This is a genomic window from Streptomyces sp. NPDC102514, assembly GCF_055584525.1.
Genome location: NZ_JBVJLW010000002.1, coordinates 574,434 through 587,433 on the forward strand (window position 1 = coordinate 574,434; position 13,000 = coordinate 587,433).

Genomic DNA, 13,000 nt, shown 5'->3' on the forward strand with positions numbered 1-13,000 from the left:
ACCCCGCCCCCAGCCCCGTACGACTGCACAGCAACGCACCGGCCCGCGCACCCGCCTCCCCCCCCATGGCGGCCGAGCAGACAACCGAGGACGAAGATGACAGCGCACCTGACCAGGAAGCTCTACGACGAGCGCCTGCGGACCCTGTCCGAGGGCTCCGTGAACGTCAACTTCAACGCCTTCGTCGACATCAGGTGGGACGACCCCGAGTTCGCCGTGGACCTCGACGACCCGCGCTGGGTGCTCACCAGCGCGGACGCCCTGGGCGCCCACCCCTGGTACCAGGAGCAGTCGCTCGAAGCCCGCATCCGGATCGGGATCTGGCGCTGGGCGGTGATCGCGAAGGTCGGCATGCAGTTCGAGAACCTCCTCATGCGCGGAGCCCTCGACTACATCTACCAACTGGACAACCGGGACCAGGAGTTCAGGTATCTCACCCACGAGATCACCGAGGAGACCCACCACACCCAGATGTTCCAGGAGCTGGTCAACCGCACCGGCGTGGACACCGCGGGCGGCAAGCGCTGGTTCCGGCAGCTCAGCCGCATCCTGCCGCTGGCCGGTTCGCTCTACCCCGAGGCGTTCTTCACCGGCATCCTGGCCGGCGAGGAGCCCATCGACCATCTGCAGAAGGGCGCCCTGCGCAGCGGGGAGCCGGTGCACCCCCTCCCGCAGCGGATCATGCAGATCCACATCGCCGAGGAGGCCCGGCACATCTCCTTCGCGCATGAGTTCCTGCGTCTGCGGGTGCCGCGCTTCGGCAAGGTCCGCCGCGGCGCCCTGTCCGTCCTCTTCCCGCTGATCATGCGGTCCCTGTGCGACGTCATCATGATCCCCGACCGGAAGTCCGCCGCGCAGGTCGGCATCCCGGCCTGGGTGGTCAAGGACGTCTTCTGGAAGTCCGAGGCCGGGCAGCGCATGCTCCACGACCTCTTCTCCGACGTGCGGATGCTCGCCCAGGACATCGGCCTGATGAACAAGGTGTCCCGGCCCCTGTGGAAGGCCCTGCGCATCGACGGCCGCCCGGCGCGCTTCCGCGGTGAGCCCGCCGCCCTGCACACCGACTGAGCCGCCACCAGTCGCGCCTCGCCTTTCCCCCGAACGGAGACCAGCCCGCCGTGCCGTACGTCGTCACCCGATCCTGCTGCGCCGACGCCTCCTGCGTGCTGGCCTGTCCGGTCAACTGCATCCACCCCGCGCCGGGCGAAGCCGGGTTCGCGACGGCCGAGATGCTGTACGTCGATCCGCTCACCTGCGTGGACTGCGGCGCCTGCACGACCGCCTGCCCGGTGGACGCGCTCAAGCCCCATACGGCCCTCGGCGAGCCCGAGTTGCCGTTCCTGGAACTGAACGCCTCCTACTACAAGGAGAACCCGCACGCCGACCGCACACCCATGTACGTCGTGCCCCGGCAACGCGCGCTCCCGGCGGGCGAGTTGTCCGTCGCCGTCGTCGGCGCGGGTCCCGCCGGTCTCTTCGCCGCCGACGAGCTGCTGCGCCATCCCGGTGTACGCGTCACGGTCCACGACCGCCTCCCCACGCCGTACGGTCTCGCGCGGGCCGGTGTTGCACCGGACCACCAGGACACCAAGCAGGTCACCCAGCTCTTCCGGACCATCGAGTCCCAGCCCGGCTTCGGCTACCGCCTCGGCGTCGAGGTCGGTACCCACCTCACGCACGCCGATCTCCTGCGCGAGCACCACGCGGTGATCTACGCAGTGGGCGCCGCGACCGACAAGCGCCTCGGTATCGAGGGCGAGGACCTGCGGGGCAGCGCCTCCGCGACGGACTTCGTCGCCTGGTACAACGGCCACCCCGACCGTGCGCACGACGCGTACGACCTGGACACCGAGCGGGCCGTCGTCATCGGCAACGGGAACGTCGCTCTCGACGTCGCCCGCATCCTCACCGCCGACCCCGACGTCCTGGCCCGTACCGACATCTCCGACCGCGCGCTCGCCGCGCTCCGCGCCAGCAAGGTCCGTGAGGTCGTTCTGCTGGGCCGGCGCGGCCCCGCCCAGGCGGCCTTCACCGTGCCCGAACTCCTCGCCCTGTCCGCCATCGAGGACGTGGACGTCCGCGTCGAGGGCTGGCCGGACGGCCTGGACCCCGCCGCCACCGAGAAGACCCGGCTGCTGTCGCGGCTGGCCGCCAGGACGCCGGCCGGGGGCCGCCGCCGTATCGTGCTGCGCTTCCTGACCAGTCCCGTCCGGCTCACCGGAGACACCTCCGTCCGGGCCCTGGAGGTCACCGCCACCGCGCTGCACACGGACGAGGACGGCTCCGTACGCGCCCTGCCCACCGGCGGGACACAGGCCCTGGAGACCGGCCTCGTCCTGCGCTCGGTCGGCTACCGCGCCCGGCCCGTCCCCGGCCTGCCCTTCGACGAGGACAGCGCGACCGTCCCCCACGAGGGCGGCAGGGTCGAGCCGGGCGTCTATGTCGCGGGCTGGATCAAGCGCGGGCCCACCGGCTTCATCGGGACGAACAAGACCTGCGCCCACGAGACGGTCGAGTCCCTCCTGGACGACTTCGCCGCCGGTCGCCTGACACAGCCGGTGCGCGGCGGTGTCAGCACGTCGGCGGACGCGTTGGGAGTGGACGCGCTGGGTCTGGACGCCTGGCGTGCGATAGACCGCGCGGAACGGGCGGCGGGCGAGGCCCAGGGCCGTCCGCGTGTGAAGTTCACGGACACCGAGTCGTTGCACCGGGCCGCACAGGCCGTCCCGGCGACGGCGGCACGCGGCTGAGACCCACAAGGCCCGGGGAGCACGCGGCCGGCACCCACGCCGACCCCGCACAGTCCGGGGCGGAAGGCTCAAGCCCACCGCCGATCCGGCTGAAAACGCCTACAGATCCGCCACGCGCTGCTGCGGCGACAGTTGCACGCCCAGGTTCCGCAGTGTCGCGTCCAGCACGGCCCAGACCGAACGGCACAGCATCTCGCGCAGCTCCTCCTCGGACAGCTCGCGCTGCTCGTCGCGCACCCACTGGTTGACGGAGGTGTCCACGAAGCCCACGATGCCGATCGCCACCGAACGGATCGGCGCCTCGGGCACCCCCAGTGCCTTGAGCACGTCGCCGAACCGGTCGCTGAGCATCAGCGCGATGGCCGCCTTGGTGTCCGCGACCAGCGACCCGTCGCCCATCGCGTGCTCCCCGACGCCCATGTAGGCGTACAGGCGCGGGTGTTGGGACACCCAGTCCAGATGTGCGCCCACCACGCGCCGTACGGACTCCTCGATCGTCCCGTCGAAGGTGAGGGTGGGTTCGATCCCCCGCATGAACGACTCCACCACCCGTCGGCGGATCAACTCGTCCAGCGTGGCGCGGTCCTTGAAGTGGCGGTAGAGCACCGATCGCGGCAGCCCCACGCGCTCCGCCAGCCGCTGCAGTTTGAAGCGCGTGCCCTCGTCCTCGATGAGGGCCACCGCCGCGTCCACCAGGTCGAGCTGTCGCTGCGCCTTGTGGTCGTCCCAGCGGGTGGAGCGCCCGTCGGTCTGCGGCTCGCCGCCGGTTCTGTCAGCCATCTCGCCACACTATCGACGTCCCGGCGAGGGCACGGACGCGACGAACCACTACTGGTCACGCGGGCGGGCGTGGTACGTCGTGCGGGTGTGTTCGGTGTGGGTGCGCATGACCTCGGTCGCGCGCTGTTCGTCGCGGGCCGCGATCGCGGCGATCAGGTCGCGGTGCTCGATCCAGGACTGCTGCCCGCGCTGCCGGGCGACCGGGGTGTAGTACCAGCGCACGCGCCGGTCGACCTGCGCGGCCAGTTCGGCAAGGACCGTGTTCCCGGCGAGGTCCATGACCTTGGCGTGGAAGCGGGCGTTCGTCGCGACCGCGGCGTCCACGTCGTCGGCGGCCACGGCCGCCTCGCCCTCGGCGCACAGCGCCTCCAGGTCGGCGATGCCGGAGGTGCCCGTGTTGGCCGCCGCGAGCCGCGCGGCCTCGGCCTCCAGCAGCGTGCGCACGGTGAGGAGTTGGTCCGCCTCCGCCTCGGTCGGCTCGTGCACGAACGCGCCCTGGGCGGGCCGCAGATCGACCCACCCTTCCGTGTTGAGCCGTTGCAGCGCCTCGCGCACGGGCTGCCGGGAGACGCCGAGGTGGCCGGCCAGTTCACTCTCGACCAGGTGCTGACCGGGCTGGAGGGCGCGTGTCGTGATCAGTTCGAGCAGGGCCTCGTAGACGCGGTCCCTGAGCGGACCCGGCCGTTCGAGCTTCGGCACGGACCCCTGCGGCAGTCCGGTCGACAACATCGCGGTCCCCCTCCTGGGCAGTGGCGGCGTGTGCGCCGACGGCACGGCAGCCTGAAAGCCAGTATCAATTGTCTTTCGTCTACAGTCTACGGCGCACAAGGGCCAGGCCGAGGGGGAGTTGGCCTCGTCACACTCCGCAGGACCCGCAGGTCACGGGCAGTGGATGACCTGACCCGCGTACGAGAGATTGCCGCCGAAGCCGAAGAGGAGGACGCGGTCGCCGGTGGAGATCTCGCCGCGTTCGACGAGCTTGGACAGGGCCATCGGGATGCTGGCGGCGGAGGTGTTGCCGGACTCGACGACATCGCGGGCGATGACGGCGTTCACGGCGCCGATCTTCCCGGCGAGGGGCTCGATGATCCGCAGGTTCGCCTGGTGCAGCACGACCGCGGCGAGGTCCTCGGGGGTGACTCCGGCGCGCTCGCAGGCCTTGCGCGCGATGGCCGGCAGTTTGGTGGTGGCCCACCGGTAGACGCTCTGGCCCTCCTGCGCGAACCGGGCGGGGGTGCCCTCGATGCGTACCGCGTGCCCCATCTCGGGCACCGAGCCCCACAGCACCGGTCCGATGGCGGATTCCTCGGCGGCCTCGACGACGGCGGCGCCCGCCCCGTCCCCGACGAGGACGCAGGTCGTGCGGTCCGTCCAGTCGGTGACCTCGGACATCTTGTCGGCGCCGATCACCAGGACGCGGGTCGCGCCGCCGGCCCGTACGGCGTGGTCGGCGGTGGCCAGCGCGTGGGTGAAGCCCGCGCACACCACGTTCAGGTCCATCACGGCCGGTGACGGGATGCCGAGGCGGGCGGCGACGCGGGCGGCCATGTTCGGCGAGCGGTCGACGGCGGTGGAGGTGGCCACCAGGACGAGGTCGATGTCCTCGGGGGTGAGGCCGGCGGCGGCCAGGGCCTTGGCGGCGGCGTGCGCGGCCAGCTCGTCGACCGGTTCGTCGGGTCCGGCGATGTGGCGGGTACGGATGCCCACCCGGCTCGTGATCCACTCGTCGCTGGTGTCGACCAGCTCCGCCAGGTCCTCGTTGGTGAGAACCCTGGCGGGCTGGTAGTGGCCGACGGCGGTGATGCGTGAGCCGTTCATGGGCGGTCCCTTGCTTGCCGGGGTAACGGGACTCACCAGTCTGATCAGGTACTCACGGGTACGCGGGCACGTAAAGTCACAGGATTGCCGCGTCACCCTTGTCGGCTTCCGTCAGACCCTCGGACGCCCGAACACCCCTCCAGCGGACGTTCGGGTACCTATCCCATGATCACGCCCGGCGGCCCGCCCATGATCGCGTACGGACACTTATCCCGTGAACAACTGGGTCGCTTTCTGTACGAGCTCGTACAGACCATAGGCCAGCGGCGCTCCCACCCAGACCCAGGCGAAGACGATCAGCGGGCGGCGGTCGGGCACCGGGCCGTCCGCCGCGGCACCGCCCGGCGGGCTGCTGTCACTCGTGGACATCGGCGGCCTCCTTCTTCTTCTGGGCGGGGAGGTGATGGCGGGCGTCGACGGGCCGGACGAGTTCGTTGGCGACGAAGCCGACCGCGAGCAGCCCGATCATGATGACCAGTGACAGTCCGTAGAGGGACGCTCCGGATTTGCCGGCCTCCTCCTGCCGGTCCGCGATCCAGTTGACGATCAGCGGTCCGAGGACCCCGGCCGTGGACCAGGCGGTGAGCAGCCGCCCGTGGATGGCGCCGACCTGGTAGGTCCCGAAGAGGTCCTTCAGATAGGCGGGGACGGTCGCGAAGCCGCCTCCGTAGAAGGAGAGGATCACCAGCGCGGCGATGATGAAGACGGGCTTCGAGGAGTCCCCGACCCAGGCGATGAGCGCGTACATCAGCGCGCCGACGCCCAGGTAGACGCGGTAGATGTTCTTGCGCCCGATCAGGTCGGACGTGGACGACCAGCCGATGCGGCCCGCCATGTTCGCCGCCGAGAGCAGCGCGACGAAACCGGCCGCCGCCGACACCGAGACGGGGGTCGAGGTGTCCGCGAAGAAGTCCGTGATCATCGGCGCGGCCTTCTCCAGGATGCCGATGCCCGCGGTCACGTTCATGCAGAGCACGATCCACAGCAGCCAGAACTGCGGGGTGCGCACGGCACTGTTCGCGGAGACCTGGACGCCCTCCAGCGGGGCCGGGGTGCCGTCGGCCGCGGTCTTCGCGGGGCGCGGCACGCGCACGAGCAGCACACCGAGCGACATGAAGACGGCGTACGTCAGTCCGTGCACGAGGAAGGCGAGCGCGATGCCCGAGCTGTCGGAGCCGAAGGACTCCAGCATCTGCGCGGACCACGGCGAGGCGATCAGCGCGCCGCCGCCGAAGCCCATGATGGCGATGCCGGTGGCCATGCCGGGCCGGTCCGGGAACCACTTGATGAGCGTGGAGACGGGCGATATGTAGCCGATGCCGAGGCCGATGCCGCCGACGAAGCCGTAACCGAACACGATCAGCCAGTACTGCTCGGTGGCGGCGCCGAGGGCGGATATCAGGAAGCCCGAGGAGAAGCAGATCAGGGCGACCGTCATCGCCCAGCGCGGCCCGTTGCGCTCCACGAGCGTGCCGCCGAACGCGGCGGACAGGCCGAGCATCACGATGCCGAGCTGGAAGGGCAGGGCGCTCTGGGTGCCGCTGAGGTCGAGCGCGGACTCCAGGGAGGGTTTGAACACGGACCAGGCGTAGGCCTGTCCGATGGAGAGGTGGACCGACAGGGCCGCGGGCGGGACCAGCCAGCGGCTCCAGCCCGGTGGGGCTACAGGGGGACTCATGATCCCGGACGATAGGAAGCGGTTGTTCAGTTGGGAAGGCGGTCCGCCCCAACTGGTCGACCGTATGCGGTGAACGGTATGCGGGCTGCGGTGAACGGTCGGTTTCGGCCGACGAACGGTGTTTCCGGCCGAACTCCGTCTCTCTACCAAGGGTGTTCGGCAGGCAACCCTCAGCGAGCCCTTGAGCCGGCTCCAACCCGCGGGGGCGCCCGCGGACGCCTCGTCCCAGGTGCTGCGCGAACCCTTGCTGCCCCAACTCCCATACTGTAGACAATATTCAGTCGACATGGTTCATCACGCTTCAACGCTGTTCAGCGTCTCCTCGGTACCCTCGACCGAACGGAGCCCCTCAAGTGAAAGTGGCAGTTCTCGGCGCCGGTGCGATCGGCGCCTACGTCGGAGCCGCGCTGCATCGCGCGGGTGCCGATGTGCACCTCATCGCCCGTGGACCGCATCTCGCGGCCATGAGGCAGCACGGTGTGCGCGTGCTCAGCCCGCGCGGTGACTTCACCGCCCGGGCCCACGCCACCGACGACCCGGCCGAGGTAGGCCCGGTCGACTTCGTCCTCCTGGGCCTGAAGGCCAACTCGTACGCGGCGTGCGGGCCGCTCATCGAGCCCCTGCTCCACGACTCGACCGCGGTGATCGCCGCGCAGAACGGCATTCCCTGGTGGTACTTCCACCGGCACGGCGGCCCGCACGACGGCCACCGGGTCGAGAGCGTGGACCCCGGCGGCGCGGTCAGTGCGGTGATCGCGCCCTCCCGGGCCATCGGCTGTGTCGTCTACGCGGCCACCGAACTGGCGGGCCCCGGAGTGGTCCGCCATCTCGAAGGCACCCGGTTCTCCATCGGCGAACCCGACCGTACGGTCTCGGTGCGCTGCAGCGAGTTCGGCGAGGCCATGGTGGCCGGCGGGCTCAAGTGCCCGGTGGAACCGGACCTGCGCAACGACATCTGGCTCAAGCTGCTCGGCAACATCTCCTTCAACCCCATCAGCGCCCTGGCCCGGGCCACCATGCGGCAGATGTGCCTGCACGGCGGCACCCGCCGGGTCATCGAGATCATGATGACCGAGACGCTCGCGGTCGCCGAGGCACTGGGCTGCCGGGTGGGTGTCTCCATCGAGCGGCGCCTCGCCGGCGCGGAACGGGTCGGCGACCACCGCACCTCGACGCTCCAGGACCTGGAGCGCGGCAAACCGCTCGAACTCGACGTGCTGCTCGCCGCCGTCGTCGAACTGGCGGAGATCACCGACGTCCCGGTGCCCACACTCCGCACCGTCCACGCCATCTCGGACCTGCTCGCACTGAGGACCGCCGCATGAGGAGCCCCATGCAGAACCTGAGGACCGCCGTATGAGGAAGCGAGACCGAACTCCCAAGGTCTACACCCGACTTCAGTACCCCATGGTCCGTGACTCCCGTGACGAGCCCTTCCGCAGGGCGAGTTGGGACGAGGCCCTGGACCGGGCCGCCCGGGGCCTGGGCGCGGCGCGCGACGCGTTCGGCATGTTCTCCTGCGCCCGCGCGACCAACGAGATGAACTACGTGGCGCAGAAGTTCGCCCGCGTGGTCATGGGCACCAACAACGTCGACTCCTGCAACCGCACCTGCCACGCACCCAGTGTGGCGGGCCTGTCGGCGGCCTTCGGCTCGGGCGGCGGCACCTCCTCGTACGCGGAGGTGGAGCACACCGACCTGGTCGTGATGTGGGGCTCCAACGCCCGTTTCGCACACCCGATCTTCTTCCAGCACGTCCTGAAGGGCATCAGGAACGGCGCCCGGATGTACGCGGTCGACCCGCGCCGCACCTCCACGGCGGAGTGGGCCGAGAGCTGGCTCGGGCTGAACGTGGGCACGGACATCCCGATGGCCCACGCGATCGGCCGCGAGATCATCCGGGCGGGTCTCGCGAACGACGCGTTCATCGCGCGGGCGACCACCGGTTTCGAGGAGTACAAGCAGCTCGTCGAGCCGTGGACGCTGTCGCTCGCGGAGAAGGTGACGGGCGTACCGGCCGCCGCGATACGGGAGTTGGCGCACGCCTACGCCCGCGCCGAGCGCGCCCAGCTGTGCTGGACGCTCGGCATCACCGAGCACCACAACGGCACGGACAACGTCCGGGCGCTCATCAATCTGTCGCTCCTGACCGGGCACGTGGGCCGCTTCGGTTCCGGGTTGCAGCCCCTGCGCGGACAGAACAACGTGCAGGGCGGCGGTGACATGGGCGCCATCCCGAACCGGCTGCCCGGCTTCCAGGACATCCTCGATCCGGACACCCGGCTGAAGTTCGAGTCGGCGTGGGACACCGTCATCCAGCCGCACTACGGGATGAACCTGACGGAGATGTTCGAGGCCATGGAGGAGGGCTCGCTCAGGGCCGTCTACTGCATCGGGGAGAACCCGGCGCAGTCGGAGGCCGACAGCGAGCAGGCGGTACGCCGTATGAAGGCCCTGGACTTCCTCGTCGTCCAGGACATCTTCCTGACGAAGACGGCCGAGCTGGCGGACGTGATCCTGCCCGCGACGGCCGGCTGGGCGGAGACCGAGGGCACGACCACCAACAGTGAGCGGCGGGTCCAGCGGGTGCGGCGGGCGGTCGTCCCGCCCGGCGAGGCCCGCGAGGACATCGACATCCTCTGCGACCTCGCCTCCCGCATGGGACACGAGTGGAAGTACGAGGACTCCGAGGCGGTGTGGGACGAGCTGCGCTCGGTGTCCCCGGACCACTACGGGATGACGTACGAGCGGCTGGAGGAGCATCAGGGCATCCAGTGGCCGTGCCCGCAGACGGACCGGATCGAACCGACCTATCTGCACGGCAGGTTGTGGGAGTCCGACCCGGCGGCGCGGGGACGCCTCGCGCCCTTCGGGATCGTCCAGCACGATCCGCCCGTCGACCTGACGGACGAGCGGTTCCCCATCCGGCTGACCACCGGGCGGCGGCTCGACTCGTACAACACCGGGGTGCAGAGCGGTGGTTTCGCCTCGCCGATGCGGCGGGGGGAGTTCGTCGAGCTGTGCCCGGAGGACGCGGAGCGCTACGGCGTGGTGGTCGGCGAGCACGTCCAGGTCTCCTCGCGGCGCGGTGCGGTGGTGGCCCCGGTGTGGGTCGACACCGCGCTGCGGCCCGGGCTCGCGTTCATGACCATGCACTTTCCCGACGAGGTGGACACCAACCAGCTGACGATCGAGGCCAATTGCCCGATCGCGGGGACGGCGGAGTTCAAGGCGTCGGCGATCCGGATCGAAAAACTGCCGGTCGCTACTCAAGTGAGGTGATGTCAAGTGGACCTGCACTTCGGTGACAGCAAACCGACGGACGAGGAACGGGCGGCGATCGACACGCTGCTCGGCCCTCCGGAGTCTTCGTGGGAGGGCGCCGACCGGTCCGACGCCGACCTGAGGTGGGCACGCGGCGGGCGAGAGGCCCGGGAACGCCGTGACCTGCTGTTGCCGGGGCTGCACGCCGTCCACGACCGGATCGGCTGGATCAGCGAGGGCGCCCTCGACTACCTGTGCCGGCGGCTCACCGTGCCGCCGGCGGAGGCCTACGGGGTCGCCACCTTCTACGCGATGTTCTCGGTGAAGCCGCGCCCCGCGACGGTCCTGCACGTGTGCACGGACCTCGCGTGCGCGGCGGCCGGGGCATCGGAACTGTGCGCGGGCGTCGAGGCCCGGCTCGGTCTCGGCAGCGGGGTGAGCGTCGAGCGCAGCCCCTGCCTCGGCCTGTGCGAACGGGCCCCGGCCGCGCTCGCGGTCAAGGCCGGGGACCCGGTGCGTACGGCCGTGTCGGCGCCCGCGACCGTCGAGCGGGCCGTGCTCGCGGCGAGCGCACCCGACTCGGCGCCCGAGGAACCGGCCGCCGCGCTGGCGGTCCCGCAGGCCGGGGACCCCTCGCTGATGCTCCTGAACCGGGTCGGCGTGGTCGATCCGGCGTCGCTCGACGACTACCGGGCGCACGGCGGTTACACGGCCCTGCGGCAGGCCTTCGCGATCGGCCCCGCCGGGGTCATCCGCGAGGTCACCGACGCGGGCCTGGTCGGGCGCGGCGGCGCCGCCTTCCCCACCGGCCGCAAATGGCAGGCCACGGCGTCGCAGCCCGACCACCCGCACTACCTCGTCTGCAACGCGGACGAATCCGAGCCGGGCACCTTCAAGGACCGTGTGGTCATGGAGGGCGACCCGTACTCCCTCGTGGAGGCGATGACGATCGCGGCGTACGCGGTCGGCGCGCACAAGGGCTACCTCTATCTCCGCGGCGAGTACCCGCGGGCCCTGCGCCGCATGGAGCACGCCGTCGGACAGGCCCGCACGCGCGGCCTGCTCGGGGACGACATCCTCGGCCAGGGGTACGCCTTCGACATCGAGATCCGGCGCGGCGCGGGCGCGTACATCTGCGGTGAGGAGACCGCCCTCTTCAACTCCATCGAGGGGTACAGGGGTGAGCCGCGGTCGAAGCCGCCCTTCCCCGTGGAGAAGGGCCTGTTCGGCAAGCCGACCGCCGAGAACAACGTCGAGACCCTGGTCAACGTCCTGCCGATCCTCACCATGGGCGCCCCGGCGTACGCGGCGATCGGCACCGGCACGTCCACCGGACCGAAGCTGTTCTGCGTGTCCGGCAGCGTGGACCGGCCCGGTATCTACGAGCTGCCGTTCGGCGCGACGCTCGGCGAGCTGCTGGAGCTCGCGGGTGTGCGCGAGAGGCTGCGCGCGGTGCTGCTGGGCGGCGCGGCCGGTGGCTTCGTACGGCCCGACGAGCTGGACATCCCGCTCACCTTCGAGGGCACGCGGGCGGCCGGCACGACGCTCGGCTCCGGGGTGGTGCTGGCCTTCGACGACACCGTGCCGCTGCCGCGGCTGCTGCTGCGGATCGCCGAGTTCTTCCGCGACGAGTCGTGCGGGCAGTGCGTGCCGTGCCGGGTCGGGACCGTGCGCCAGGAGGAGGCCCTGCACCGCATCGTCGAGCGGACCGGAGCCGACGCGGCGGCCGACATCACGCTGCTGCGGGAGGTGGGCCGGGCCATGAAGGACGCCTCGATCTGCGGTCTGGGACAGACCGCGTGGAACGCCGTGGAATCCGCCATCGACCGCCTGGGGGCGTACGAATGACCGTGACATCGCTGGGGATCCCCCGCCGTCTGCTGGAGTTCCGGATCGACGGCGAGCCCGTGCGGGCGCCGGAGGGCTCGACGATCCTCGACGCCTGCCGGTCGGCGGGCAAGGACGTGCCGACCCTGTGCCAGGGCGACACCCTCACCCCCAAGAACGCCTGCCGGGTCTGCGTCGTCGAGGTCGAGGGCGCCCGCACCCTCGTCCCGGCCTGTTCCCGCAAGGCGGAGGCGGGCATGCAGGTGCGCACGGACACCGAGCGCGCCAGACACAGCCGCAAGATCGTCCTGGAGCTGCTCGCGTCCTCCGTGGACCTGTCGACCACACCGGAGGTCGCCGGCTGGCTCAAGGAGTACGAGGCCAAGCCCGACCGGTTCGGCCCCGGCGCGGCCCGCCTCGACGAGGAGCCGAGGATCGACAACGACCTCTACGTCCGCGACTACGACAAGTGCATCCTCTGCTACAAGTGCGTGGACGCCTGCGGGGACCAGTGGCAGAACAGCTTCGCCATCTCGGTCGTCGGCCGCGGTTTCGACGCCCGGATCGCCGTGGAGCACGACGGACCCCTCACCGATTCGGCCTGCGTGTACTGCGGCAACTGCATCGAGGTGTGCCCGACGGGTGCGCTTTCGTTCACATCGGAGTTCGACATGCGTGCGGCGGGTACGTGGGACGAGTCGGCGCAGACCGAGACGACCACGGTGTGCGCCTACTGCGGAGTGGGCTGCAACCTCACCCTGCACGTACAGGACAATGAGATCGTCAAGGTCACCTCGCCGCACGACAACCCGGTGACCCACGGCAACCTCTGCATCAAGGGCCGCTTCGGCTACCAGCACGTACAGAACCGGGACTGATCAGG

At 70.6% G+C, this 13,000-nt stretch carries 11 protein-coding genes; 6 read left to right on the top strand and 5 right to left on the bottom strand.

The window, feature by feature from the left end; translation table 11 throughout:
* The first annotated feature begins 96 nt into the window (after positions 1 to 96).
* A complete protein-coding gene (locus ACZ60E_RS07445) occupies positions 97 to 1,068 on the top strand; it encodes an AurF N-oxygenase family protein (protein WP_384804768.1) in 972 nt (323 codons plus the stop codon).
* 50 nt (positions 1,069 to 1,118) lie between these two features.
* The gene (locus ACZ60E_RS07450; RefSeq protein WP_469438902.1) at positions 1,119 to 2,750 is read left to right on the top strand and encodes an FAD-dependent oxidoreductase; all 1,632 of its coding nucleotides are present in this window, start codon (positions 1,119 to 1,121) and stop codon (positions 2,748 to 2,750) included.
* Positions 2,751 to 2,849: 99 nt separating this feature from the next.
* Here ACZ60E_RS07450 and ACZ60E_RS07455 read toward each other — a convergent pair whose 3' ends face one another.
* The 5 genes from ACZ60E_RS07455 to ACZ60E_RS07475 all read right to left on the bottom strand — a co-directional run bounded on the left by ACZ60E_RS07455 (position 2,850) and on the right by ACZ60E_RS07475 (position 7,026).
* Positions 2,850 to 3,530 carry a TetR/AcrR family transcriptional regulator gene (locus tag ACZ60E_RS07455; protein ID WP_453793668.1) on the bottom strand — a complete coding sequence of 227 codons (681 nt, stop codon included), beginning with the start codon at positions 3,528 to 3,530 and terminating at the stop codon, positions 2,850 to 2,852.
* 48 nt (positions 3,531 to 3,578) lie between these two features.
* On the bottom strand, positions 3,579 to 4,259 hold the full coding sequence (locus tag ACZ60E_RS07460) for a GntR family transcriptional regulator (RefSeq protein WP_384804774.1): 681 nt from the start codon (positions 4,257 to 4,259) through the stop codon (positions 3,579 to 3,581).
* A gap of 150 nt (positions 4,260 to 4,409) precedes the next feature.
* Complete coding sequence (locus ACZ60E_RS07465) at positions 4,410 to 5,348, bottom strand: beta-ketoacyl-ACP synthase III (RefSeq protein WP_385833356.1); 939 nt, start codon at positions 5,346 to 5,348, stop codon at positions 4,410 to 4,412.
* Positions 5,349 to 5,555: 207 nt separating this feature from the next.
* Positions 5,556 to 5,717 (bottom strand): MFS transporter small subunit, encoded by a 162-nt coding sequence (locus ACZ60E_RS07470; protein WP_384804777.1) that lies wholly within the window; start codon positions 5,715 to 5,717, stop codon positions 5,556 to 5,558.
* A complete protein-coding gene (locus ACZ60E_RS07475; RefSeq protein ID WP_384804779.1) occupies positions 5,704 to 7,026 on the bottom strand; it encodes an OFA family MFS transporter in 1,323 nt (440 codons plus the stop codon). Before ACZ60E_RS07475 ends, ACZ60E_RS07470 begins: the two co-directional genes overlap by 14 nt.
* Positions 7,027 to 7,379: 353 nt before the next feature.
* On the opposite strand from ACZ60E_RS07475, the gene ACZ60E_RS07480 reads away from it, so the two are divergent.
* The 4 genes from ACZ60E_RS07480 to ACZ60E_RS07495 are packed head-to-tail and all read left to right on the top strand — an operon-like array spanning position 7,380 to position 12,995.
* Positions 7,380 to 8,351 carry a 2-dehydropantoate 2-reductase gene (locus ACZ60E_RS07480; protein ID WP_384804781.1) on the top strand — a complete coding sequence of 324 codons (972 nt, stop codon included), beginning with the start codon at positions 7,380 to 7,382 and terminating at the stop codon, positions 8,349 to 8,351.
* A gap of 31 nt (positions 8,352 to 8,382) precedes the next feature.
* Positions 8,383 to 10,308, top strand: coding sequence for a molybdopterin oxidoreductase family protein (locus ACZ60E_RS07485; protein WP_469438903.1), 1,926 nt, complete (start codon positions 8,383 to 8,385; stop codon positions 10,306 to 10,308).
* 6 nt (positions 10,309 to 10,314) lie between these two features.
* Complete coding sequence (locus ACZ60E_RS07490; protein WP_384804785.1) at positions 10,315 to 12,138, top strand: NAD(P)H-dependent oxidoreductase subunit E; 1,824 nt, start codon at positions 10,315 to 10,317, stop codon at positions 12,136 to 12,138.
* Entirely contained in the window at positions 12,135 to 12,995 is an 861-nt protein-coding gene (locus ACZ60E_RS07495; protein ID WP_469438904.1) for a 2Fe-2S iron-sulfur cluster-binding protein, read from the top strand. Before ACZ60E_RS07490 ends, ACZ60E_RS07495 begins: the two co-directional genes overlap by 4 nt.
* Positions 12,996 to 13,000: the final 5 nt, after the last annotated feature.

Bases quoted from the DNA above. Each gene is read 5' to 3' on its own strand.
- ACZ60E_RS07445 (WP_384804768.1), top strand. From the start codon at position 97: ATGACAGCGCACCTGACCAGGAAGCTCTACGACGAGCGCCTGCGGACC.
- ACZ60E_RS07455 (WP_453793668.1), bottom strand. From the start codon at position 3,530: ATGGCTGACAGAACCGGCGGCGAGCCGCAGACCGACGGGCGCTCCACC.
- ACZ60E_RS07460 (WP_384804774.1), bottom strand. From the start codon at position 4,259: ATGTTGTCGACCGGACTGCCGCAGGGGTCCGTGCCGAAGCTCGAACGG.
- ACZ60E_RS07465 (WP_385833356.1), bottom strand. From the start codon at position 5,348: ATGAACGGCTCACGCATCACCGCCGTCGGCCACTACCAGCCCGCCAGG.
- ACZ60E_RS07470 (WP_384804777.1), bottom strand. From the start codon at position 5,717: ATGTCCACGAGTGACAGCAGCCCGCCGGGCGGTGCCGCGGCGGACGGC.
- ACZ60E_RS07475 (WP_384804779.1), bottom strand. From the start codon at position 7,026: ATGAGTCCCCCTGTAGCCCCACCGGGCTGGAGCCGCTGGCTGGTCCCG.
- ACZ60E_RS07485 (WP_469438903.1), top strand. From the start codon at position 8,383: ATGAGGAAGCGAGACCGAACTCCCAAGGTCTACACCCGACTTCAGTAC.
- ACZ60E_RS07495 (WP_469438904.1), top strand. From the start codon at position 12,135: ATGACCGTGACATCGCTGGGGATCCCCCGCCGTCTGCTGGAGTTCCGG.